We start from the raw sequence: 23,885 nt of genomic DNA, 5'->3' as shown, positions 1-23,885 counted from the left end.
ACTCCTTATTGCGGGTTTAAATACTGACGAAAAATGGCCACCACCTCGTCCGGCGGTGTGCCGTGGGCGATGCGGGCGCGCACCCGGCCATCGGGGTTAACCAGGAAGGTTTCGGCGGAATGATCCATGCTGTAGGCACCGGAAGAGGCCTCCACAGGTTGTTTGCTGTAAAACACGCCATAACGCTTGGCAATTTCAGCCACTTCCTGCGCCGTACCGGTCAGCCCTATGGCACCCGCATCAAAAAAGGCGAGATAGGCTTTCAGATGCTCGGGCGTATCGCGCTCAGGGTCGACCGACACGAACAACACAGCAAGCTTTTCCCGCTCCTGTGGCGTCAGCTTGGCGAGGCTTTCAGAGAGGGTGATCAGGGTGGTCGGACAAATATCCGGGCAAAAAGTGTAGCCAAAATAAAGCAGCACCGAGCGCCCGGCAAAGCTCGACAAGGCGCGCGGGCCGTCGGCGGATTGCAAGGTGAAATCCCCGCCGGCCGGCAAGGCCGCCGGACGGATCGGGGGCGACTTTTGCGGATGCCAGAAAACGGCCAAGGCGGCGATGAGCAAGGCGATCGCCACGGCCACAATGACTAAGCGGCGCTCATTCAGCAAGTGACTCACCCGTTACGAAACGAAAAGGCAGGGCAATACGTTTTTTACTGGTTTCGACCAGCACCGTCGCTTGCCAGGTCATGCGCCCGGTGATGCATACCGGCAGGGTTGCTTCGCCGGAAAAAACGCCGTCACCTGTTTTTTGCAGAAGCGGACGGTTGTACCCCATGTCCATATCGACGCCGGAAAAGTCGATTTCCACCTGTTCTGCGCCAGGCATTTCAATTTTTACGGCAAAGGGTTTGACCAGCGGTATCGGCTGCGTACCCACAGAAAATGTCAGCCTACCGTACTCCGGTACGTCGACCTGGCAGGCTGTTTTTTGCAAGTCGCAGCTGGCATCGGGCTCTACCGTAAGGTCCGCTTTGGGCAACAAAATGGGGGAAAGTTTGTAGCCCACCAAAACCACCAGCACGATCAGCAACACGCCGACGATGTCGAGCAGAATTTTTCTATTCACTGATTTCTCTCTGAAAGGGCCTGCAAAAACACCGGCACCGCTTCTGTTCTCATGCCCGATTGTGGCACGGGAGCACGCCCCAAGCTTGCGACAAATTGTCGCAGCCGCAGGCGCACCGCCTTTAAGCGCGGCGCACGCCGACCACGCCTTGCACCTCGTGGATCAAACCCAGAGTCCGCTGCAATTGGCGCAAGTTGCTGATTTCAACGGTAAAACTCATATGCGCTTCGCCCTGGCGCGATTGCGTATTGACGCCAATGACGTTGAGTTTTTCACGCGTGAAAATTTCTGAAATATCGCGCAGCAAGCCTTGTCGATCGTGCGCATCGACCACGATGTCGCAGGCAAAAACGCCGCTGGTTTCTTCGCCCCAGTCGGTTTCGATCACCCGCTCCGGGTGCAGGGCGGCGAGATTGGCAAAGTTGGAGCAATCGGCCCGGTGGATGGACACGCCCTTGCCGCGCGTGATGAAGCCGAGAATTTCGTCCGGCGGTGCCGGTTTGCAGCAGCGGGCAAGCTGCGTCAGCAAATTATCGATGCCGACGATCAAAATCCCCTGATTACCATCGACCGCCTTGCGCGGCCGGGTGATGACGGTGTCCGGCACCAGATTTTCCAGGGAATGGTCACCGCGCAAGGCCAGTTGTAGCTGGCGCTGACCGAGTTCACCGCGCGCCGCCGCAATATAGAGATCATCGGCCTTGGCAAAATCCATCTTGCGCGCCAAATCCTCGATATTGGCGCTGGTTTGGCCCGCACGCTGCAATTCCTTGGCAATGAGCGCGCGCCCTTCGCTCAAGGTTTCTTCCAGCGCCTGATGGGCAAACCAGTTGCGCACCTTGGTACGGGCGCTCTTGGTGTGGATGTAGCCCAGTGTGGGGTTGAGCCAGTCGCGCGACGGGCCGCCCAGCTTGACGGTGACGATTTCCACCTGCTGCCCGGTTTCCAGCGGCGTATTGAGTGGTACCAACTGAGCATCGACCTTGGCCCCCCGGCAGCGGTGGCCAAGATCGGTGTGCACCCGGTAAGCAAAATCCACCGGCGTCGAACCGGAGGGCAGATCGACCACCCGCCCCTGTGGCGTCATCACATAAATCGTTTCGTCGAGCGCCGCTTGTTTGTAATGCGTCACCCAGTCGGAGCTGGCGACTTCGTTTTTCCAGGTCAGTAGTTGACGCAGCCAGGCGATTTTTTCGTCGTAGGCATCTGCCCCCGGCGCTTTGGCACCTTCTTTGTAGCGCCAGTGTGCCGCCACGCCCAATTCGGCATGACCATGCATTTCGTGCGTGCGGATCTGGATTTCCAGGCTGCGCCCATCCGGGCAACGCACCGCGGTATGCAGCGAGCGGTAGTTATTGCCTTTGGGATTGGAGATGTAATCGTCGAATTCCTTGGGAATCGGCGTCCACAAATTGTGCACGATGCCCAAGGCGGTGTAACACTCCTTCACATCCTCAAGCACGATGCGCAGGGCGCGCACGTCATAAACTTCGGAAAACTCGACGCCCTTTTTGCGCATCTTGTTCCAGATACTGTAAATATGCTTGGGGCGGCCGTAAATTTCTGCCTTGTAAATACCCGAAGCGGCCAATTCCTCGCGCACGCGCAAAACCGCATTGGCGATGAATTCCTCGCGCTCGCTGCGTTTTTCATCGAGTTGCTTGGCAATCGAGCGATAAATTTCCGGATGAATGAAGCGGAAAGACAAATCCTCCAGCTCCCATTTCAACTCCCAGACACCCAAGCGGTTGGCCAGCGGCGAGTAAAGTTCCAGCGTTTCGCGTGCCACCTGAGTGCGCAGATCATCCGGATTGGCGGCATAAAAACGCAAGGTCTGCGTGCGGCTGGCCAGGCGTAAGAGCACGACGCGGATGTCTTCCACCATGGCGAGCAGCATTTTGCGCAAAACTTCCACCTGCGCCCGCATTTCTACCGGGTTGTTTTCCCCGGCTTCCAGATCAACCGCAACAAAACCTTTGCTGATCGGGCGTAAGCGATTCAAGCGATAAACGCCTTGCACCAGATGCGCCGCCGGCTTGCCGAAACGGGTTTCGATGTGGGAAAGCGCCTGTTCATCCTGCGCCGGGGCGGCAAAAAGCAGCGCGGCGATGCGTGATTCGACATCGAGCTCCAGCCCAGCGATGATCACCGCCATGCCCAGCGCATGCGACCAGATGCGTTCGCCACTCCCCAGCAAACGCTCGCCATAGACTTCCCAAGCATAGGTGACGGCAGCATGCAGGCGCTCGCTTTCAGCGGCAGTCAGCCCGGCCGAAAGCACGGTGAAAAACTGCTCGAAATCGCTTTGCGCGGCGACGGAATGAACGACGGAAACCATGGCGTAATTATACCGGCAAGGCGTCTTGGTCTACCCGGCCTCGGGCATAATGCGGCAACAATGCCTCAGTTCCTGAAAAACCCCTATCTGCTGCTCACCCTGACCGCGCTCTTTTGGTCCGGCAACATGGTGCTTGGGCGCGGCATCCGTGCCGATGTACCACCGCTGGCGCTGGCCTTCTGGCGCTGGTTGATCGCCTTCGTTCTGGTTCTGCCGCTGGCCCTGCCGCATCTGCGCGCACAATGGCCGCTTTTGCGCCGCGCCTGGAAACCGGTGCTGATTCTCGGCCTGCTCGGCGTTGGCGGCTACAACACCTTCGCCTATCTCGCCTTGCAAACCACCACGGCAACCAATGCCGTACTGCTCAACTCTTTCATCCCCATCGCCACCATGGCGATTAGCTGGGGTTTTCTCGGCAAACGTCTCTCGCCTCTGGCGAGCCTGGGCGTGGCGGTCTCCCTGGCCGGGGCGCTGACCATCGTGGCGCACGGAGAATGGAACACGCTCCTCAAGCTCTCGCTGAATCAGGGTGATTTGTGGATGTTGCTCGCCGTGCTCGTCTGGGCGCTGTACACCGTTGGCCTCGCCTGGCGGCCGGCCGGTATCGACCCCATGCTGCTCCTTGCCGCCTTCACCCTCATCGGCCTGGCTGCCCTGCTCCCGGCGTATGTGTGGGAAATGACACAGGGCCGGCATATCCAGCTGCACGCCGCTTCACTTGCTTCGCTCGCTTACGTCGGAATTTTTCCCAGCTTCATCGGCTATATTTTTTATAACCGGGGGGTGGCCGAAGTCGGTGCCAGCCGGGCAAGCTTGTTCATTCATCTGATGCCAGTTTTCGGCACCCTGCTCTCTGCCCTCTTTCTTGGCGAGCAAGCCGCGCTTTACCACTATGTCGGCATCGGCTTGATTTTCCTTGGCATTGGACTAAGTACGCGCCAATGAGCCTCTTCACGGCCCTCGCCCACTGGCTGGGCAAACGCCCGCAGCCCATTCCAGAAAAACTGTGGCGCGACACCTTGGGGCGCTATCCTTTTCTTGGCGCTCTCGATGACGAGGAAAAATCGCGCCTGAAAACTTTGTGCGAGGCTTTTCTCGCCGAAAAAGAATTCTCTGGCGCCGGGCACTTGCAACTGAACGACAAAATTTGCGTTGCCATTGCCGCCCAGGCCTGTCTGCCTATTCTAGAGCTGGGTTTAACGGCCTATCGCGACTGGGTGGGCATCGTGGTGTACCCGGACGAATTCATCGTCAAGCGCAGCGACATGGACGAGGATGGCATCGTGCACGAATACGACGACCTGCTCTCCGGCGAAGCCTGGGAAGGTGGGCCACTCCTCATTTCCTGGCGCGACGCCAAAATGGCCAGTGCCGACTACAACGTGGTGATTCACGAATTCGCCCACAAACTCGACATGCTCAATGGTGCCGCCGACGGCCTTCCGGCACTGCCCGCAGACTGGCGGGCAAAGGATTGGTGGCGCGATTTCACGCCCGCCTACGAAGATTTTTGTCGGCGTGTCGATGCCGGCGAAGACACTTGGATGGACCCTTACGCAAGCGAAGCGCCGGAAGAGTTTTTTGCCGTCAGCACCGAAGTATTTTTTGGTGCGCCGCATCAATTACACGCCAGCTACCCGGCACTTTACCGCCTGCTCGCCCGCTATTACCGACAAGACCCGCTGACACGGCGCGGCCAGGGCAATGCACCTGGCCCAACAAAATTTGCTGTATAAATCACCGTCAGCGCTGCAAATCGCTCTCGTCCATCACTCGTGGTGAAGGTGCAAAGCCTGCTGCTGCGCCGGATCGCACACATCCTGCAATTCCTCGCCGCGGTGAATCGGCGCAGCCTCGGCGCGGAAAATCTCACGCACGAAATTGGGCTGCGCGAGCAAGGCCTGGTGCGTTGCGCCGTTGTAGAGCTTGAGGTCGGACAAGGCGAAAGCGTGCAAACGGGCATCGATTTCAGCCGCCGACAAAGCTAGCGGATCCAGCGTGTCGGAGGCACTGGCCATGCACCACAGGGTGCCGTAAAGCGGCACATACTGCAGATAGGGGCGCACCACATTGAAGTTTGCCGCAAGCGAAGCATGGATGCACGCCATGGTGTCGGCACGATGGATGGGCGAGCCCAGATGCAGGGAGAGCACGCCCCCCGGATGCAAAATACGGCGGCAAGCGGCATAAAACTCGACGGTATATAACTCTGTCGCCGGACCGAAGGGATCGGTCAGATCAAGAATGATCTGGTCAAAACGCGACTCTCCCGCTTCGATCAAGGCGCGCGCATCCCCCAAACGAATCTCCAGGCGCGGATCATCGAAGGCGCCACGGTGAATTTCCGGCAACCAGCGGCGTGCGGTTTCGATGACCGCCCCATCCAGTTCAGCCAACACCACGCGCTGCACACTGGGGTATTTCAACAATTCTTCTGCCGCCCCACCGTCGCCGCCGCCGACGATCAAGGCCGAGCGCACATTTCCGTGGCTGACGGCAGGCAAATGCACCATCGGCTCATGATAAAAAAACTCGTCGCGCTCGGAGGTCATGAAACAGCCGTCGATACGCATCACCCGGCCAAACAGGGGGTTTTCAAAAATCTCGAGGTGCTGCCAGGGCGAATCGACCTGGGCCAACGTCTGCACATCGCGCAGGTAAAAGCCGAAATCCGTTGTCAGCTGTTCCAGGGCATAACGCGGCGCAGCCATCAGGCACGCTCGACGCGATGCAAATGCGGATCGGCCGGATTGAAGGCGGCCAAAATGGTGTCGAACAGTTTCTCCGCTTTCGGGCGGTTATTGGTCGAGTAATTGCACACATACACATCCAGCGTCACGTAACCCGCCTCCGGCCAGGTGTGGATGGACAAATGCGATTCCGCCAAAACAACCACGCCGGTCACGCCATCGCCTTCGCCAAAACTGTGAAAGAGACTGCCCACCGTGCTCAAACCTGCGTCTGCGACGCTGCGCTTGCAGAAATCTTCGAGCGCGCGCGCGTCCAGCATCAAGTGTTGCTCGCAACGACAGGCGTACAAATCACCAATCAAATGTAGGCCGGTCGCGCTACGGGTAATTTTGGCGGTGCTGGTGACAGCAGCGGAAATCGCGGGGGTATTCATGCGCTAGTCTCTCCCTGGTGTTGATCCAACGCGGCCTGCAAATCCTGCTCAAGCCGCTACCTGGGCCAGCGCCGCACAGAGCAGCGCATGCCAAAGAGTGACAAGGAGAAACATGCGCCGGCCTTTGCCGCGCCCTCGCTTCCCTTGTCCGCGCGCTTTGCGCACTCTTCAACACGCCAGGGTCACATAGAACAGCAATCTACCCGGCCGGCCGGGCGATTTTTCAAGCGCGCGATTATAACCTTAGCCGCGCGCCGGGATCAAAAACGGGGAAAAACCAAGCTGCGGCTTACTGCTCGACGAAAGCGCGCTCGATCACGTAATCGCCCTGTACGCCAATGTGCGGGGAAATCTCGAAACCGTAGCCGTTGAGCATCTCGGAGATGTCTTTCAGCATATGCGGGCTGCCGCAGATCATGCCGCGATCGGTCGCCGGGTCGAGCGGCGGCTCGCCAATATCAGCAAACAATTTGCCCGTGGTGATGAGTTCGGTCTGCCGGCCCTGGTTACGGAAAGGCTCACGCGTCACCGTTGGGTAATAAATCAGCTTGGCGCGCACTTCTTCGCCGAGAAATTCGTTATTCGGCAGTTCATTTTCGATGTAGTCACGATACGCGAGTTCGCTCACCCAGCGCACGCCGTGAATGAGGATGATTTTTTCGTACTGCTCGTACATCTCCGGGTCGTGAATCAAGCTCATGAAGGGGGCCAGGCCGGTGCCGGTGGCGAAAAGAAAAAGCCGCTTGCCCGGCTTCAGATCGCGCAAAACCAGGGTCCCGGTCGGTTTGCGGCTGACCAGCAACTCATCGCCCGGCTGCAAATGTTGCAGGCGCGAAGTCAGCGGACCGTCTTGCACCTTGATGCTGAAAAACTCCAGATGCTCTTCGTAATTTGGGCTGGCCACGCTGTACGCGCGCATCAAGGGTTTACCTTCAACACTGATGCCGATCATCACGAACTGCCCGTTGATGAAGCGCAGGGCTGGATCGCGTGTCGTGCGGAAGGAAAACAGGCTGTCATTCCAGTGATGAACGGAGGTGACAGTTTCACTGATAAAGGCGCTCATAGTACGGTTGGCTCAGGATGAAATACGAAAGGGCGCAAGGATAAAGCAAAACGCTTTATCAAGAAAACGGTTAATATCGATGAAACTTATAGATTTTGTCGATATGAAATACTCCTTGCGCCAGCTTGAAATTTTCGTCGCCATCGCCCGCGCGGAAAATGTTTCGCGCGCCGCGCAGCAGTTGAAACTATCGCAATCTGCCGCAAGCAGCGCCTTGGTTGAGCTGGAGCGCATGTTTGAACGCCCTTTGTTCGACCGCATCGGCAAATCGCTCCACTTGAATTCCACCGGGCGCGGCCTGCTCGACAAAGCCGAAGCCCTGCTCATTCAAGCCGGCGACATCGAAACCTATCTCTCCGGCGGTGGCCCCGGCCCCTTGGCCATTGGTGCAACACTCACCATCGGCAACTACCTCGCCACCCTGATCGTGGTCGAATACATGCGCCGCTACCCGGATTCGCCGGTGCGCCTGCAAGTGGCCAATACGGCAGCGATTGCCGAGCGCCTGCTGCGTTTTCAGTGCGATTTTGCCCTTCTCGAAGGTGAATTCAGTCATTCCGAGCTTTTATTGGAGCCTTGGCTGGCCGACGAATTGGTCATTTTCTGCGCACCGCAGCACCCACTGGCCACGGCAACGGCAGTCGATAACGCCACGCTGGCACGCCAGTTCTGGATTCTGCGCGAAGCCGGCTCCGGCACGCGCACCCGTTTCGAACAAGGCATACGCGGACAACTGCACGCCGTGCGGGCCGGGCTGGAGCTGGAACATACCGAAGCCATCAAACGCGCCGTGGAATCCGGCCTGGGCATCGGCTGCCTGTCACGGCTGGCTTTGCGTGAGGCTTTCCGGCGCGGCAGCCTGCAAGAAATTCCCACACCACAGTTTGATTTCAGCCGACAGTTTTATTTTGCCTGTCATGCCAGCCGCCGCGACAGTAACGCCAGCCGCCTGTTTCGCATCCTGTGCCGAGAAATGACAGAAAACACCGCCCACACGGCGCAAATTCAGCTGCCTTACATTCCCTGAGGTTTTTTGCGCCAGGAAAACGAAGCGCAGACCCGAATCAATCCGCCTGCCGTCCGTGTCGGGTGGGCTGCTGCGTGGCACTCAAAATACCGCGCAAGATATTGATTTCTTCACGTTCCAGCGCGGCACGACCAAACAAACGGCGCAATTTCGCCAACAAGCGCCCAGGCTGCTGCGGGTTGTAAAACCCGGTGTCCTGCATGATTTGCGTTAAATGGCTATATAAACCTTCGATTTCTGCGTGCGTGGCCGGCACACCATCCAGGGGCGTCACCCCGGCAGCGGGCAAAGGCGCAGCCCCGGCAAAAGCACTCATGCGGCACTCGTAACACAACAGTTGCACCGCAGCACCCAGATTCAAGGAACTGAATTGCGGATTCGTCGGAATCGTCACCGTCGCCTGACACTGCATGATTTCCTCATTGGCCAGACCACTGCTTTCATTACCAAACACCAAGGCCACCGGACCGTGCGTCGCGTAACGCAATAGCGCTTCAACCCCCGTGCGCGGCGTTCCAAGGCGCGGCCCCAGATCGCGCTGGCGCGCACTCAAGGCGAGCGAAAACACACAGGCCTCCAAGGCTTGCGCCAAACTATCCACCACGAGCGCTTTTTCCAGCACATCCACCGCACCGGTCGCCCGCGTCGATGCTTCTGAATCAGGGAAACGCTGCGGCCTAACCAGGCATAAATCGTGCAGGCCCATGGTTTTCATCGCCCGCGCCGCCGCGCCGATATTGCCGGGGTGGCTGGGACGACAGAGCACCACCCGGATACGGGATAACAGCGCATCAGGCTTCATGGTGTAAAATTCGCGCTTTCCAAAATTTGTATCCCTCGCCGCCGGCGAGCGATCGTTCTTTGCCAAATTGCCATGCATCCCATCATCAATATTGCCGTCAAGGCCGCGCGCCGTGCCGGGCAGATCATCAATCGCGCCTCCAACGACATCGACACACTGAAGGTCAGCAGTAAGCAGCCCAACGATTTCGTGACCGAAGTCGATAAAGCTGCCGAGGCGGCCATTATCGAGGTGCTGAGCGAAGCCTATCCGGCCTACGGCATTCTAGCAGAGGAATCCGGGGCTTCCCCGGCGCGCGATGGCAGCGATGGCGAATACCAATGGGTAATCGATCCGCTCGACGGCACGACCAATTTCATCCACGGCCTGCCGCAATATGCCGTTTCGATCGCCCTGATGCGTGGCAAAACCATCGAACATGCGGTGATTTTCGACCCCAATCGCAACGAGTTATTCACCGCCAGCAAGGGCGGCGGTGCCTTTCTCAACGACCGGCGTATCCGCGTTTCGCGCCGCACCCGTCTGGGCGAAGCCTTGATCGGCACGGGCTTTCCTTACCGCGAATTCGACAAGGTCGATTTGTACCTTTCCATTTTCAAGGAACTGGCCCAAAAAACCGCCGGCCAGCGCCGCCCCGGTGCCGCATCCCTCGATCTCGCCTATGTGGCCTGCGGCCGTTACGACGGCTTCTGGGAATTCGGCCTGGCCCCCTGGGACATGGCGGCCGGTGCCCTGCTCATTTCCGAGGCCGGCGGCTTGATCAGCGATTTGCGCGGCGAAGCGAATTACCTGGAAACCGGCAATGTCATCGCCGGTACGCCAAAAATCTTTTTGCCTTTGCTCAAGCTGATCGAAGAAAAATTGCCGGCCAATCTGGCGGGATAAAGAAAGCGCAAAAACACGGCGCTCGCCGGCGCTGACCCACTAAGCGTAAATGCTGTACGAAGAATTTCCCGGCGCGAACGCCGCAGTGTTTTCTATGCCACTGCCGGCCTGCGCCCGGTAAGCACGGATCGCTGCGGCATTTCCTGTTTTTTGCCCTGCCGGCTCATCAGCCCCCTGCCCTGCCGCTACCTGCCCTGCCGCTACCTGCCCTGCCCTTGCCTCCACCGGCTTTCCGCCAAGATCTTCAACATCTCCCGGGGCATCTTGCTCGCCCCCTTCTTTTTCGCGCACGGCAATTTCCTGACGCGCCTGGGCGGCCATTTGCGACGCTTGCGCGGCAACGCTGCGATCCTGCGGCGAAGGATCGGCGGGGGCCAGAGCGGCCGCTTGGATGCGCTCGGCACGGGCGATGGTTTCTTCTGGCGTGCGTCCCGGCGAAGTATCGATGCCGACCTCACCCGCCACCGCGTAATTCATGCCGTCCGGGCCGCGCGTATAGGTGTAACTCGCCCCCGAAGTCACCATGCCCGCCCCGGCCGCCATGTGCGCCATTTCATGCTGACGGACTTCGCGATCGATTTTTTGCAGTTTATCGACTTCCGCCTGCTGCTCAGCACTCAAACCCTCCCGGGTTTGCGCCTTATCTTCCTTTTCTTCCTTTTCTCCGGCAGACAAACGCCCGCGCCCCAACCCGTCTGCAGCTTGCGGCGTCCAGTATTTGTTGATCGAAGCGGAGGAAATCGAGTCCATTACCGGAAAAAATCTGCCCTCAGCGGGCGGCGATGACGATAACTGCATTCTAGACCATATCCGCCAACACGCCGGCCCGCGTATCCAGCATACACTTCTGCTAGAATGCGCCGAGAGACAAGGTCGTCATCACGATAACGCGCAGAGTGCACAACAATGACAACACCACAAGAATCGACCACTTTCATCATTATTGGCGTCACCAAAGAAGGCCGCAAATTTCGCCCCAGCGACTGGGCGGAGCGCCTGTGTGGCGTCATGTCGGCGTTTGGGGCCGAACGCAAGATGAAATATTCACCCTATGTCGGCCCCGGCGACTACAACGGCGACAAGGCCGTTTTCGTTGACGGCCGCCTTGGCGAAATTGAACCCATGGCCTATCGCTTCATGCTCAATTTCGCCCACGACAACGATTTGCAGATCATTGACGGGGTTTGCCCGATTACCGGCAAGCGTTAAAACAAGCGCCTCGACCGGGGTTTGTGTTCACCGTTCGTCCTGAATTGCTCGGAGAGCTTTGACAAGATCAAGACGAACGAAATTGCAAATGTTATCGAGCAAGATCGATACGCTCGCTCAGCAAGACAATCGAATTAACCAGCCGCTTCATACACCGACCTTAGCGATACTGAGCGCGATACTAAACGCTCAAACCTTCAGTGCCGCCGCCGCCATCGCGCCAATCACCCCAGGGTCTTCACCTATCGCCCGCCCCAGGACAAATTCAACGCCGGGCCACTCTTTCTCCAGCTCAGCGAACAAGCGCGGCAAATCGTACTGCAAGTGGCCGCCCTGGGCGATAAACAGCGGGGCAATGCGAATGCGCCGCGCCCCTTGAGCGATTGCCGCATGGACGCTATCGAGCAATTTGGGGGCGATGAAATCCATGAAGGCGAGGTCGACATACAAATCTTCCGCCATCGCCTGCACCTGCGCCTCAACTTGGCGTAGCGGTGCGGCCCAAGCCGGATCGCGGGCGCCGTGCGCAAAAAGTATCAGGGCCTCGCGCACGACTTATTTGACGACTTGCAGATAGGGGCGACCGCTCGGCGGACGCGGCGGCGGCTCATCCGGATCGGTATTTTCGTTACTCGCTGCCGATGCCGCGCCATCTTCAACCTCGAACGACATGCCGGCTCCGTTTTCGCGGGCGTAAATCGCCAGCACGCGATCGACCGGGATCGATAACTGACGCGGCGTGCCGGCAAAACGTGCCTGAAACTCGATGAACTCATTGCCCATCTGCAAGCGGTTACTCGCATCCGGGCCGATGTTGAGCACGATCTGCCCATCTTGCACATACTCACGCGGGGCCAGCGTGCGCTGGTCCACCTTGACTGCGATATAAGGCGTAAAACCGTTATCGCAGCACCATTCCCAGTGCGCCCGCAGCAGATACGGTTTGGTCGAAGGCAGTTCCATACGCTTACTTACGCATGGCTTTTTCAGAAGGCGTCAGCGCTTCGATGAAGCCTGGACGGCTGAAAATGCGTTCGGCGTATTTCATCAAAGGGGCGGCAGCCTTGCCCAGATCGATACCATAGTGATCCAGACGCCACAAAAGTGGCGCAATGGCCACATCCAGCATGGAGAATTCATCGCCCAACATGTATTTCTGCTTGCTGAAAATCGGCACGATTTCGGTCAGGCGCGCCTTGATTTCCTGGCGTGCCTTATCGGCGCCCTTGCCATTCTTTTCAAGAATTTCCATGTGCGAAAAAATTTCCCGCTCCATGCCGACCAGCAACTGGCGGGCGCGGGCGCGCATGATGGGGTCCGCCGGCATCAGCTGCGGGTGCGGGAAACGCTCGTCGATATATTCATTGACGATATTGGGTTCAAACAAAACCAAATCGCGTTCAGCGAGCACCGGCACCCGGCCATGCGGATTGACCGCGGCGATTTCATCGGCTTTGGAGAACAGATCAACATCGATAACCTGAAAATCCATGCCTTTTTCGTACAAAACGATGCGGCAACGGTGACTGAATGGGCAGGTTGTCCCAGAGTAAAGATTCATCATGATTTTTTGTCCTTAAAACGAGATTCGGCACCGCAGCCCGGAAAACCCGGAGCCGCGATGCCGTGGCGTGATCAGGAAAGGATTAGTGGATATCTTTCCAATATTCCTTCTTCAGCGCATAAGCAACGACGAAGAGCACGGCCAGGAAAGCCAGCACGATATAACCCAGCGTCTTGCGGTATTCCTGTTGCGGCTCGGACATCCACACCATGAAGCCGACCAGATCCGATACCGCCTTGTCGTACTCGGCCGCGCTCAGCTTGCCCGGAACGGCCAGGGACAGCTTGTGCGTGGTCGGATCCATCACCTGGGTGCCTTGCAATTCCCACAGCACATGCGGCATACCGACGGCTTCGAACGCCACGTTATTCCAGCCTGTGGGGCGCTGTTCATCCTGGTAGAAGGTGCGCAGGTAAGTGTAGAGCCAATCCGCACCGGCACCGGCATTACCGGCTTCGCCACGGGCACGGGCAACGATGGTCAGATCCGGCGGCATTGCACCGAACCACTTTTTCTGCTCATCGTGACGCGCAGCAACCATCATCAAATCACCGATTTTGTCGCCGGTGAACATCAGGTTTTCTTTCACTTGCGCTTCAGTCAAGCCCAGATCCATCAGGCTCTTGTAGCGAATGAAAGAGGCACCATGACAATTCAGGCAGTAATTCACGAACAGCTTGGCACCGTTTTGCAGCGCAGCCTTGTCGGACACCGTGCCCGGCCATTTGTCGAGGTGCACATTGCCTCCCGAAGCAAAGGCCAGAAGCGGCGCAAAAAATAGAGCGATCAGAAATTTTTTCATTTTATGCATCCTCTCACTTCGTGGTCACGCGCTCGGGAACCGGTTTGAACTTGTCCATCCGGGACCACCACGGCATACCGAGGAAGAAGGCAAAGTAGAACACCGTGCACACCTGCGAGACCAGTTCACCCATGGGCGACGGCGACAGGGTGCCGAGGTAACCCAGAATGAAGAAGCAGATCACGAACAGGGCAATCATCACCTTGGTGATCGGGCCGCGATAGCGGATCGAACGCACCGGGCTGCGATCCAGCCAGGGCAGGAAGGCAAAGATGACGACCGAGGCACCCATGGCAACGACACCCCAGAACTTAGCGTCGAGACCGAAGAAGTTCCAGACCATGGCACGCAGAATCGAGTAATACGGCGTGAAATACCAGACCGGCGCAATGTGATTCGGCGTTTTCAGCGGATCGGCCGGGTAGAAGTTCGGCGTCTCCAGGAAGTAGCCGCCGCCTTCCGGCGCGAAGAACATGATTGCCGAGAAAGCCATCAGGAAGACGACCACACCGACGATGTCCTTGACCGTGTAGTAGGGGTGGAAAGGAATGCCGTCGAGCGGGATGCCGTTGGCGTCCTTCTTTTCCTTGATGTCGATACCGTCCGGGTTGTTCGAACCGGTTTCGTGCAGCGCCAGAATATGGGCCGCGACCAGACCGATCAGGATCAGCGGGAAGGCAATGACGTGGAAGGAGAAGAAGCGGTTCAGCGTTGCGTCGCCGACCACGAAGTCACCCCGGATCAGAATGGACAGGTCATTGCCCACCACCGGAATGGCCCCGAACAGATTGACGATCACCTGCGCGCCCCAGTAGGACATCTGGCCCCAAGGCAAGAGGTAGCCAAAGAAGGCTTCACCCATCAGCACCAGGAAAATACCCACACCGAATAACCAGGTCAGCTCGCGCGGTTTGCGGTAAGAACCGTAAATCAGACCACGGAACATGTGCAGATAAACGACGATGAAGAAGGCGGAAGCCCCGGTCGAGTGCATGTAACGGATGATCCAGCCGCCCGGCACGTCGCGCATGATGTACTCGACGGAAGCGAAGGCTACCGGCACACCAGCGGCGTTGAGCGAGCCGTCCGGCTTGTAGTGCATGACCAGGAAAATACCGGTGACGATCTGGATGACCAGCACCAGGAGGGCCAGCGAACCGAAGAAGTACCAGAAATTGAAGTTTTTCGGCGCGTAATACTCGGACAAATGCCCTTTCCACATGGAGGTTGCCGGGAAACGTGCATCCACCCACTCCAGAACGTTACCGCCCAAGGAGCCGTCCGACTTGTATTTTTCGTAAGTTCCACCCGCCATGATCATGCCCCCTTCTTGTCTTCGCCGATCAGGATGCGCGTATCGGTCAGATACACGTGCGGCGGGACTTCAAGATTGGTTGGTGCCGGCTTGGCCTTGAAGACGCGGCCGGCAAAGTCGAAGGTCGAACCGTGGCAGGGGCAGAGAAAACCGCCCAGCCAATCACCGCCCATGCCTTCTTCGTTACCCGTTTTGAACTTATTCGACGGCGAGCAACCCAGGTGGGTACAAATCCCCACGACCACCAGAATTTCGGGCTTGATCGAACGCGTCGCATTGGCCGCGTAAGTCGGCTGCTGCGTGGCGACTTCCGATTTTGGATCAGCCATTTGCCCATCCAACTTGGGCAAGGTATCCAGCATGGCCTGGGTGCGGTTGATGATCCACACCGGCTTGCCACGCCATTCGACGGTCATCATCTGACCGCTTTCCAGCTTGCCAATATCGGCTTCGACCGGTGCACCGGCTGCCCGGGCACGCTCAGATGGAAGCAAGCTGGACACGAACGGCACCAAAGCGCCCACCGCGCCAACACCCCCGACGGCCGCCGTAGCGACGACTAAACGCCGCCGACCGCAGTCCATCTTCCCTTGATTGCTCATAACGCTGACCCCTAAAGGAATTGAATGGGTAAAAAAACAAAGGCGGAATTATAAGGCAAGGCCGCCGTCGATAGAAGATGTAATTTTTCTTATATTTCAACCAGACGCCGCCGCTCCCGCAAGGCTTGCGCCAAAGTACCGCTGTCGACGAACTCCAACTCGCCGCCCACCGGCACACCGCGTGCGATACGCGTCACGCTGATGGCGTGCGCCTTGAGCATTTCACTCAAATAATGCGCGGTCGCTTCGCCTTCATTGGTGAAATTGGTGGCCAGCACCACTTCCTTGACCACACCATCGAGCGCACGCGAGAGCAAAGCTTCCAAGCCAAGCTGGCGCGCACCCAGACCATCGAGCGGGGAAATACGCCCCATCAGCACGTAATACAAGCCGTTGTAAGCGTGCGTTTGCTCCATCATGTTCAGATCGACGGGGGTTTCGACCACGCACAAGAGACTAGAATCCCGGTGCGGCGAGGCGCAACATTCGCATAGCTCAAGCTCCGTCCAGGTATTGCAGCGACGACATCGATGCACGACGCAAAGGGCACGCCCCAGCGCCTTTTCCAGGCGCTGCGCCCCTTCGCGATCATGTTGCAAGAGGTGGTAGGCCATGCGCTGCGCCGATTTTGGCCCGACCCCCGGCAAACAGCGCAAAGCCTCCGTCAATTCGACGATGCTGCTGGTCGGCACGTCAGAAGGGCAGCTTGAAACCCGGCGGCAAATTCAGACCGGAGGTAAAACCGGCCATTTTTTCCTGACTGAGCGCCTCGCCCCGGCGCACGGCATCATTGACCGCTGCCGCCACCAAGTCTTCGAGCATTTCTTTATCGTCGAGCACGGAAGGATCGATGCTGACCCGGCGCACATCGTGGGCGCAGGTCATGATGACCTTGACCATGCCGGCACCGGATTGCCCTTCGACCTCCAGTTGCGCCAGCTGATCCTGCGCTTTTTTCATGTTTTCCTGCATCATCTGCGCCTGCTTCATCAGGCCACCCAAACCACCTTTGATCATTTACATACTCCGTCAATCGATCGGTTTAATGGAAGCTTCTACAACCTTGGCAGCGAATAAATCGGCCACTTCGCGTACAAAATCATCGTTCTTGATCGCCGTTTCCGCCTGCGCCTGCCGCTCCTGGCGCTGACGGCCCTGGGCGGCAGCCGGCGTTTCACCCAGCGCCTCGCCCGCTTCAATCGTCAGAATGAGGGGGCGTCCAAAATGCGCCGCCAGTGCCTGCTGCAATTTTTCCGGGTTCGGCTTCATCTGCAAGTGCGAAAACTCGGCGGGCAGACACAGACGGCACTGGCTTTCACTTAATTCACGCAGCTCACAGTGTGCTGCCAAAGTGCGCACCAAACCGCTGATGGGCAACACAGTCAGTAAATTTGGCCAATCCTGCGCCAAACCACCTGGCGCTTGCCCGGCGGCAGCGGCCTGCGCCGGAGCCGCGAGCTCTGGCTGTTCATCAACAGCTACCGTTGCGGGCGGCGTCACAGGAGGCGAAATGGACGGCGGCGTGGGCGGCGAAGGCGCTTGCGCTGCAAGCGGCGCAACAGCCGATGCCGCACCAACTCTGGTGGCCGTATCGGGAGCGGCGCTCATCGATGGGCGTGCCGGTACTGCTGCCGCCCGAGAGTTCTGCGGCGCGGCAGGCGGCGGTCGATAGGCCGCGACGATATCGCCCACGCTGCGCGGTCGGAAAGTATGCAAACGCAACAAGGTCATCAGAAAACCGGCGTATTCGTCCGGGGCGAGCGAGAGTTCGCTGCGCCCGACGGTGACGATCTGGTAGGCCAGCTGAATGAATTCAGGATGCAAAGCTTCCGCCAGCGCCTGGGTCCGCACCCGGTCGGGGTCATCTTCGTCGGCCGCCGTCGGCACACACTGCAATACCTGAATGCGCGTCAAAAGTGCCGCCAGCTCCTGCAAGGCGACGGCAAACGACAGCCCGCGCTGGGCAAGATTCGACGCCACTTGCAACAAACCTCCGGCATCGGCAGCGTGCAGCGCTTCCAGAATGGTAAACAAATGATCTTGGTCGACACTGCCCAGCATGCTGCGCACCTGCGCCTCGTCGACCTGACCGACACCGTGCGCAATCGCCTGATCGAGCAAGGACAAGGCATCGCGCATGCTGCCGCCGGCCGAACGAGCAATCAAACCGAGCGCCGCCGGCTCGCTGACAATGCCTTCCATCTGCAGGATATGCGCCAGATGCCCGGCAATCGCCGGCACCGGCATCTGCTTGAGGTTAAATTGCAGGCAGCGCGACAACACGGTGACCGGGATTTTTTGCGGATCGGTCGTCGCCAAAATGAATTTGACGTGCTCGGGCGGCTCTTCCAAGGTCTTCAACATCGCGTTGAAGGCCGAGGTGGACAGCATATGCACCTCATCGATCACATACACCTTGAAGCGCCCGCGCGTCGGCGCATAGGTGGCGTTTTCAAGAAGCTGACGCATCTCATCGACACGGGTATTGGTCGCCGCGTCGACTTCCAGCAGATCGATGAAACGCCCGGCATCGATTTCCTGGCAGGCGCTGCACTGGCCGCAAGGCAGCGCGGCAATGCCGGTTTCGCAATTCAATGATTTGGCGAGGATGCGGGCGATGGTGGTTTTTCCCACCCCGCGCGTGCCAGTGAAAAGATAAGCGTGATGCAGGCGCTGTTCGGTCAGCGCGTGGGTCAGCGCACGCACCACGTGCTCCTGGCCGACCAAAGTCGAGAAGTTGCGCGGCCGCCACTTGCGCGCGAGAACCTGATAACTCATGCGCCTCACATCAAAGCAGAAAATGAAAGTGGCGAGCCTAACCCCCGGCACTTGCAGTTAATGGCTGTGGCTGCTTCCTTCCGGACCTGACCAGGTTCACCACCCTGCAATGCGGGGAGACCCGCCGGCGCGAATCATAGCACAGGCCCTGCCTTTACCGAATTCTTTACCGAATTTTGTTGGCGATTTTTATGTGCAGCGCGCAGCAAAAACGCCGATGCCCCGCACAGGCGGGGCATCGGCAGCTGGTTTATTGAGTTACTACGTGATCAAAGCGACGTCATCAAGGCGTAAGCGCACAGGGTCATGATCACCTGCGGGAAGATCCCCAGCAAGGCCACCGCCACACCGTTGGCCGAAAGGAGCAGGCGCAGATGCAGACCGGCCTCGATCGGTGCTTCGCTTTCCGGGGCGTCGAAATACATCAGCTTAACGACACGCAGATAGTAGAACGCGCCAATCAGGGAGAAAATTACCGCAACAATCGCCAACCAGATTTCGCCCGTGGCAACCACTGCCTGCAAGACCGAGAATTTGGCGAAGAAACCAATGAAGAAAGGTACGCCCGCCATGGAGAACATGATCATCAGCATGATCGCCGCAAACCACGGACTGCGCTTATTCAAGCCTTTGTAATCATTCAACTCTTCCGCCTCGAAGCCGGCACGCGACATGAGCAGAATGACGCCGAAAGCACCCAATGTCATCAGCACATAGGCGATGACGTAGAACATCGCCGAGCTATAGGCATTCAAGGCATAACGCGGGTCGCCGCTGACCACCCCGGTAACGATGCCCAGCAGCATGAAACCCATGTGCGAAATTGCCGAATAGGCCAGCATGCGTTTGATGTTGCTCTGCGCAATGGCGGCCAGATTGCCAATTGCCATCGACAACACCGCCATGATGATGAGCATGGCTTGCCAATCCTGTGCGAGCGGCAGCAAACCGCTCACCAAAAGGCGCATGACCAGAGCAAAGGCGGCAAACTTGGGCGCAGAGCCGATCAGCAGGGTAACGGGCGTCGGCGCGCCATGATAGACGTCAGGGATCCACATGTGGAAAGGCACCAAACCCAGCTTGAAGGCCAAACCGCTGACCAGAAAGACCAGGCCGAAGACCAGCACCGTGCGATTACCGTCCGCTGCGCCAAAGGATTGAGCGATTTCGGAAATTTCCAGGCTGCCGGTTGCGCCGTAAATCATCGACATGCCGTAGAGCAGCAGGCCAGAAGCCAGAGCACCCAGCACGAAATACTTCATCGCCGCCTCGGTCGCGCTCAAGGAATCGCGGTTCATTGCCACCAGGGCATACAACGACAGCGACAACAGTTCAAGACCGACATACACGGTGATGAAATTATTGGCTGAAATCATCACCATCATGCCCAGAGTCGCCATCAGGGCGAGAACGTAGTACTCCCCTTTGTTCATCTCCGGGCGCTCGAGCAGGTAAGTGCGCGAGTAAAAGAGCACGACGATCATGGTCAGATAAACGAAGATCTTGAGCAGGTCCGCCAGGCTGTCATCGACAAAGGTGTTGCTAAAGCTGTACACCACGCCCGGTGTGCTGGTATAGACCTGCAAGAAAGCGCAGCCCAGCAGGGTCAGTTGGGCCAGCCAAAAAGCGAGCGAGTGGCGCGCATCCTTGGCAAACAAGTCGATCATCAGGATGAGCATGGCCAGGGTGGCCAGGAACATTTCCGGCGCCGCCGGCAGAAAATCAGGAATCGCGAAATTTTCGAACATGACGGCTACCGTTTATTGAATCTTGCTGACGGCGACATGGCGCAGCAGGTCGTTGACCGAGGTGTGCATGACTTCGGTGAAAGGCTGCGGATACAAACCCATCCACAGGGTACACAAGGCCAGCACAGCGAGAATCAGGAATTCGCGCCCACCGATATCGGTCAATTCCTTGACGTGGTCGTTGGCGACATCGCCAAAAATCACCCGTTTATACATCCACAGCGAATAAGACGCGGCAAGAATCAGCGAGGTTGCGGCAAGGAAAGCCACCCAGAAATTGAATTTGACGGCAGCCAGAATGATCATGAACTCGCCCACAAAGCCAGAAGTTGCCGGCAAACCAGCATTAGCCATGGTGAACAACATGAAGAGCGCGGCAAATTTCGGCATGGTATTGACCACACCGCCGTAATCGGCAATTTGGCGGCTATGCACACGGTCGTACATGACACCGATACAGAAGAACATCGCGCCCGACACGAAGCCGTGGGAAATCATCTGCACCAGCGCACCTTCAACGGCGAGCGGGCTGAACATGAAGAAGCCCAGGGTGACGAAACCCATGTGCGCCACGGAAGAATACGCCACGAGTTTTTTCATGTCAGCCTGAATGATCGCTACCAGACCGATGTACACCACTGCAATCAAGGAAAGCGTGATGATCAAGCCGGCCAGCTCATGCGAAGCATCCGGGGCAATCGGCAGTGAGAAGCGCAAGAAACCGTAGGCACCGAGCTTCAGACCGATCGCCGCCAGCACGATGGAGCCGCCGGTCGGCGCTTCGACGTGGGCATCCGGCAACCAGGTATGGACCGGCCACATCGGCACCTTGACGGCAAAGGCGACCAAGAAAGCAAGGAAAACCCAAATCTGCGGTGTCAGATCGAGCGGCAACTGATGCCAGTCGAGAATCGAAAAGCTGCCGCCCGACTTGAAAAACAGATACATCTGGGCAACCAGAAAGAGGAGGGAGCCAAACAGGGTGTAAAGAAAGAACTTGATTGCCGCATAGACGCGGTTCGGGCCACCCCAAACGCCGATGATCAGGTAAAGCGGAATCAGCGAAGCTTCGAAGAAAACGTAAAAGAGAATACCGTCCAGGGCGGTAAAGATGCCGTTCATCAAACCCGACATGATCAAGAAGGCCGCCATGTATTGCGCCACCTTGGTTTGAATCACTTCCCAGCCGGCGGCCACGACAATGATGGTGATGAAGGCATTCAAAACCACAAAGAGCATGGAAATACCATCAACGCCCAAGTGGTAATTGATGTTGAAGCGAGGAATCCAGGTATGCAGTTCGACAAATTGCATGCCGGAGTGCGCAACATCAAAACCTGTCCACAGCGGGATGGTCACGAGGAAGCCGGCAACGGCACCCAGTAAGGCCAGCATCCGGGCCAGCGGAGCATTACGGTCGCCTCCGGTCATCAAGACGATGACGCCGGCCAAAATAGGCACCCAGACGGCGAGAGAGAGCAGCGGGTAATTCGACATGTTGTTCCTTGCTTTTCTGCGAACGTTTCAGCTTATACGCGGTTCAACCACAGCGTCATCAGCGCCAGGAGGCCAATAATCATCGTGAAGGCATAGTGATAGACATAGCCCGTCTGGAACAAGCGGCTGATGGTAGCCACCCAACCAACCAGCTTGGCCGAACCGTTGATGATGAGTCCGTCGATCAAGCCGACATCACCGCCACGCCACAGCGCCTTGCCCAAAACTCGGGCTCCGCCGGCAAAGACGAATTCGTTGATCTTGTCGAAGTAGTATTTGTTTTCCAGAAGCTCATAGACCAGGCCAAAGCGGCGCTGGATGGCTGCCGGGATATCCGGGCGTTTCATATAGAAAAACCAGGACAAGACCACCCCCGCCAGCGCCAGATAGAACGGCGGCGTCGAGAAGGCGTGCAGGCCCATCGCGGCCGCGCCGTGGAAATGCTCGAGGAACTGCGCCAGCGCCGGATGCGCAGCGGCGTCGACGTAAATCACATCCTTGAAATACTCCCCGGCGACCATCGGGCCGATCCCGATATAACCAATGATCACCGACGGAATCGCCAGCAGCACCAGCGGCAGGGTCACCACCCAAGGCGTTTCGTGCGGCTTCTGACCGGGGGCCAGGCCGTGGTGGTGGTCGTGCGAGGTTTCTTCGTCATCGTGATCACCGTGATGGTCATGATGATCCCCCTTGCCGAAACGCTCCTCGCCATGGAAGACCAGGAAATACATACGGAAGGAATAGAAAGCAGTGACGAAAACACCGGCCAGCACAGCAAAATAAGCGAAACCAGAACCCGGAATATTGGAGAACTTCACCGCCTCGATAATCGAGTCTTTGGAGTAGAAACCCGCCATGAACGGGGTGCCGATCAGCGCCAGCGAGCCAATCAAGGAGGTAATCCAGGTTATCGGCATGTATTTGCGCAGCCCGCCCATGTTGCGGATGTCTTGATCGTGGTGCATGCCAATGATCACGGAGCCGGCGGCAAGGAAGAGTAGCGCTTTGAAGAAGGCGTGCGTCATCAGGTGGAAGATGGCCACCGAGTAGGCGGACGCACCGAGGGCAACCGTCATGTAGCCCAGCTGCGACAGGGTCGAATACGCCACCACGCGTTTGATGTCGTTCTGGATGATGCCGAGAAAACCCATGAACAAGGCGGTAATTGCCCCGATCACGATAACGAAGGAGAGTGCCGTGGTGGACAATTCAAACAACGGCGACATGCGCGACACCATGAAGATGCCGGCGGTCACCATGGTTGCCGCGTGGATCAGCGCCGAAATCGGCGTCGGGCCTTCCATGGAGTCCGGCAGCCAAACGTGCAATGGCACCTGCGCCGATTTACCCATGGCGCCGATGAACAGGCAGATACAGGCAACCGTCATCAAAGACCATTCTTGCGCACCCCAGATGTTGATGGTGGTGTTGGCAAAGTCCGGTGCCTGCTTGAACACTTCGGCGTAATCGAGCGAGCCAAAGTGGGCCAGAATCAGGCCAATACCGAGAATGAAGCCAAAGTCACCGACACGATTCACCAAAAAAGCTTTCATGTTGGCGAAAATCGCCGTCGGCCGCGTATACCAGAAACCGATCAGCAGATAGGACACCAGGCCCACCGCCTCCCAACCGAAGAAAAGCTGCATGAAATTATTGGCCATCACCAGCATCAGCATGGAGAAGGTAAACAAGGAGATGTAGCTGAAAAAGCGGTTATAGCCCGGGTCTTCCTGCATGTAACCGATAGTGTAGATATGCACCATCAAAGACACGAAAGTCACCACCAACATCATGGTGGCGGTCAGGCTGTCGATCAGAAAACCCACTTCGAAGTGATAGTCCCCGCTCGTCATCCACTGATAGACCGGGCCGTTATAGGTGTTGCCGGCCATGACGTCCTGGAAGATCAACACGGACGCGCCAAAAGCGGTCGCCACGCCGAGGATGGTTGCCGTATGGGCAAGCCAGCGCGGAATCACGCGGCAGAACAGACCGGCAATGATGGAACCCAGCAAGGGCGCCAGCGGAACGAGAAGATAGAGCGATTTCATGTCCAT

At 57.9% G+C, this 23,885-nt stretch carries 25 protein-coding genes and 1 other RNA gene; 5 read left to right on the top strand and 21 right to left on the bottom strand.

Annotated features, from left to right (window positions below; translation table 11 throughout):
* Nucleotides 1-5: 5 nt before the first annotated feature.
* From ACM62Q_RS04525 to ACM62Q_RS04515, 3 genes are all read right to left on the bottom strand, one after another.
* Entirely contained in the window at nucleotides 6-608 is a 603-nt protein-coding gene (locus ACM62Q_RS04525) for an SCO family protein (RefSeq protein WP_415034012.1), read from the bottom strand.
* Complete coding sequence (locus ACM62Q_RS04520; RefSeq protein ID WP_415034010.1) at nucleotides 598-1,068, bottom strand: hypothetical protein; 471 nt, start codon at nucleotides 1,066-1,068, stop codon at nucleotides 598-600. Before ACM62Q_RS04520 ends, ACM62Q_RS04525 begins: the two co-directional genes overlap by 11 nt.
* A 121-nt stretch (nucleotides 1,069-1,189) precedes the next feature.
* Nucleotides 1,190-3,406, bottom strand: coding sequence for a RelA/SpoT family protein (locus ACM62Q_RS04515; protein WP_415034008.1), 2,217 nt, complete (start codon nucleotides 3,404-3,406; stop codon nucleotides 1,190-1,192).
* A 60-nt stretch (nucleotides 3,407-3,466) separates the two neighbouring features.
* On the opposite strand from ACM62Q_RS04515, the gene ACM62Q_RS04510 reads away from it, so the two are divergent.
* Both ACM62Q_RS04510 and ACM62Q_RS04505 read left to right on the top strand, forming a co-directional pair.
* Nucleotides 3,467-4,351, top strand: coding sequence for a DMT family transporter (locus ACM62Q_RS04510; RefSeq protein WP_415034006.1), 885 nt, complete (start codon nucleotides 3,467-3,469; stop codon nucleotides 4,349-4,351).
* Nucleotides 4,348-5,142: a zinc-dependent peptidase gene (locus ACM62Q_RS04505; RefSeq protein WP_415034004.1), complete on the top strand. Its 795-nt coding sequence runs from the start codon at nucleotides 4,348-4,350 to the stop codon at nucleotides 5,140-5,142. Before ACM62Q_RS04510 ends, ACM62Q_RS04505 begins: the two co-directional genes overlap by 4 nt.
* A gap of 33 nt (nucleotides 5,143-5,175) precedes the next feature.
* Here the strand turns inward: ACM62Q_RS04505 and speE are convergent, their stop codons facing one another.
* From speE to ACM62Q_RS04490, 3 genes are all read right to left on the bottom strand, one after another.
* The gene (speE, locus tag ACM62Q_RS04500) at nucleotides 5,176-6,117 is read right to left on the bottom strand and encodes a polyamine aminopropyltransferase (protein ID WP_415034002.1); all 942 of its coding nucleotides are present in this window, start codon (nucleotides 6,115-6,117) and stop codon (nucleotides 5,176-5,178) included.
* Entirely contained in the window at nucleotides 6,117-6,530 is a 414-nt protein-coding gene (gene speD / locus ACM62Q_RS04495) for an adenosylmethionine decarboxylase (RefSeq protein WP_415034000.1), read from the bottom strand. Before speD ends, speE begins: the two co-directional genes overlap by 1 nt.
* Nucleotides 6,531-6,819: 289 nt before the next feature.
* The gene (locus tag ACM62Q_RS04490) at nucleotides 6,820-7,596 is read right to left on the bottom strand and encodes a ferredoxin--NADP reductase (protein WP_415033998.1); all 777 of its coding nucleotides are present in this window, start codon (nucleotides 7,594-7,596) and stop codon (nucleotides 6,820-6,822) included.
* Between the two features lie 79 nt (nucleotides 7,597-7,675).
* Between ACM62Q_RS04490 and ACM62Q_RS04485 the strand changes: the two genes are divergently transcribed.
* Nucleotides 7,676-8,623 carry a LysR substrate-binding domain-containing protein gene (locus ACM62Q_RS04485; RefSeq protein ID WP_415033996.1) on the top strand — a complete coding sequence of 316 codons (948 nt, stop codon included), beginning with the start codon at nucleotides 7,676-7,678 and terminating at the stop codon, nucleotides 8,621-8,623.
* A 37-nt stretch (nucleotides 8,624-8,660) separates the two neighbouring features.
* Here the strand turns inward: ACM62Q_RS04485 and ACM62Q_RS04480 are convergent, their stop codons facing one another.
* The gene (locus ACM62Q_RS04480) at nucleotides 8,661-9,425 is read right to left on the bottom strand and encodes an RNA methyltransferase (protein ID WP_415033994.1); all 765 of its coding nucleotides are present in this window, start codon (nucleotides 9,423-9,425) and stop codon (nucleotides 8,661-8,663) included.
* Nucleotides 9,426-9,497: 72 nt separating this feature from the next.
* Between ACM62Q_RS04480 and ACM62Q_RS04475 the strand changes: the two genes are divergently transcribed.
* A complete protein-coding gene (locus tag ACM62Q_RS04475; RefSeq protein WP_415033992.1) occupies nucleotides 9,498-10,310 on the top strand; it encodes an inositol monophosphatase family protein in 813 nt (270 codons plus the stop codon).
* Between the two features lie 39 nt (nucleotides 10,311-10,349).
* Here the strand turns inward: ACM62Q_RS04475 and ACM62Q_RS04470 are convergent, their stop codons facing one another.
* Nucleotides 10,350-11,060: a putative metalloprotease CJM1_0395 family protein gene (locus ACM62Q_RS04470; RefSeq protein ID WP_415033990.1), complete on the bottom strand. Its 711-nt coding sequence runs from the start codon at nucleotides 11,058-11,060 to the stop codon at nucleotides 10,350-10,352.
* A 156-nt stretch (nucleotides 11,061-11,216) separates the two neighbouring features.
* Here ACM62Q_RS04470 and ACM62Q_RS04465 point away from each other — a divergent pair, with 156 nt between their 5' ends.
* Nucleotides 11,217-11,519, top strand: a complete 303-nt coding sequence (locus ACM62Q_RS04465) for a DUF3579 domain-containing protein (RefSeq protein ID WP_415033988.1) — start codon at nucleotides 11,217-11,219, stop codon at nucleotides 11,517-11,519.
* Between the two features lie 189 nt (nucleotides 11,520-11,708).
* Here the strand turns inward: ACM62Q_RS04465 and ACM62Q_RS04460 are convergent, their stop codons facing one another.
* The 13 genes from ACM62Q_RS04460 to nuoL form a co-directional block, all read right to left on the bottom strand.
* Nucleotides 11,709-12,071, bottom strand: a complete 363-nt coding sequence (locus ACM62Q_RS04460; protein ID WP_415033986.1) for a sirohydrochlorin chelatase — start codon at nucleotides 12,069-12,071, stop codon at nucleotides 11,709-11,711.
* A gap of 3 nt (nucleotides 12,072-12,074) precedes the next feature.
* The gene (locus ACM62Q_RS04455) at nucleotides 12,075-12,482 is read right to left on the bottom strand and encodes a ClpXP protease specificity-enhancing factor (RefSeq protein WP_415033984.1); all 408 of its coding nucleotides are present in this window, start codon (nucleotides 12,480-12,482) and stop codon (nucleotides 12,075-12,077) included.
* Between the two features lie 4 nt (nucleotides 12,483-12,486).
* Nucleotides 12,487-13,083, bottom strand: a complete 597-nt coding sequence (locus ACM62Q_RS04450) for a glutathione S-transferase N-terminal domain-containing protein (RefSeq protein WP_415033982.1) — start codon at nucleotides 13,081-13,083, stop codon at nucleotides 12,487-12,489.
* An 82-nt stretch (nucleotides 13,084-13,165) separates the two neighbouring features.
* Nucleotides 13,166-13,885, bottom strand: coding sequence for a cytochrome c1 (locus ACM62Q_RS04445; protein WP_415033980.1), 720 nt, complete (start codon nucleotides 13,883-13,885; stop codon nucleotides 13,166-13,168).
* Nucleotides 13,886-13,898: 13 nt separating this feature from the next.
* Nucleotides 13,899-15,200: a cytochrome b gene (locus ACM62Q_RS04440; protein WP_415033978.1), complete on the bottom strand. Its 1,302-nt coding sequence runs from the start codon at nucleotides 15,198-15,200 to the stop codon at nucleotides 13,899-13,901.
* A gap of 2 nt (nucleotides 15,201-15,202) precedes the next feature.
* Nucleotides 15,203-15,802, bottom strand: coding sequence for a ubiquinol-cytochrome c reductase iron-sulfur subunit (petA, locus tag ACM62Q_RS04435; RefSeq protein ID WP_415033976.1), 600 nt, complete (start codon nucleotides 15,800-15,802; stop codon nucleotides 15,203-15,205).
* A gap of 89 nt (nucleotides 15,803-15,891) precedes the next feature.
* On the bottom strand, nucleotides 15,892-16,494 hold the full coding sequence (gene recR / locus ACM62Q_RS04430) for a recombination mediator RecR (RefSeq protein WP_415033974.1): 603 nt from the start codon (nucleotides 16,492-16,494) through the stop codon (nucleotides 15,892-15,894).
* Nucleotide 16,495: 1 nt separating this feature from the next.
* Nucleotides 16,496-16,819 (bottom strand): YbaB/EbfC family nucleoid-associated protein, encoded by a 324-nt coding sequence (locus ACM62Q_RS04425; protein ID WP_415033972.1) that lies wholly within the window; start codon nucleotides 16,817-16,819, stop codon nucleotides 16,496-16,498.
* Nucleotides 16,820-16,831: 12 nt separating this feature from the next.
* Nucleotides 16,832-18,580, bottom strand: a complete 1,749-nt coding sequence (dnaX, locus tag ACM62Q_RS04420; protein ID WP_415033970.1) for a DNA polymerase III subunit gamma/tau — start codon at nucleotides 18,578-18,580, stop codon at nucleotides 16,832-16,834.
* Between the two features lie 27 nt (nucleotides 18,581-18,607).
* Nucleotides 18,608-18,706, bottom strand: an RNA gene (ffs, locus tag ACM62Q_RS04415) — signal recognition particle sRNA small type.
* Nucleotides 18,707-18,849: 143 nt separating this feature from the next.
* Nucleotides 18,850-20,328: an NADH-quinone oxidoreductase subunit NuoN gene (gene nuoN, locus ACM62Q_RS04410; protein WP_415033968.1), complete on the bottom strand. Its 1,479-nt coding sequence runs from the start codon at nucleotides 20,326-20,328 to the stop codon at nucleotides 18,850-18,852.
* 12 nt (nucleotides 20,329-20,340) lie between these two features.
* Nucleotides 20,341-21,825 (bottom strand): NADH-quinone oxidoreductase subunit M, encoded by a 1,485-nt coding sequence (locus ACM62Q_RS04405; RefSeq protein ID WP_415033966.1) that lies wholly within the window; start codon nucleotides 21,823-21,825, stop codon nucleotides 20,341-20,343.
* A 32-nt stretch (nucleotides 21,826-21,857) separates the two neighbouring features.
* Complete coding sequence (gene nuoL / locus ACM62Q_RS04400; RefSeq protein WP_415033964.1) at nucleotides 21,858-23,885, bottom strand: NADH-quinone oxidoreductase subunit L; 2,028 nt, start codon at nucleotides 23,883-23,885, stop codon at nucleotides 21,858-21,860.

The organism is Azonexus sp., from assembly GCF_047638095.1.
Taxonomy (GTDB): domain Bacteria; phylum Pseudomonadota; class Gammaproteobacteria; order Burkholderiales; family Rhodocyclaceae; genus Azonexus.
Note: the sequence above shows the minus strand (reverse complement) of the source record. Positions and strands in the feature narration are given on the sequence as shown.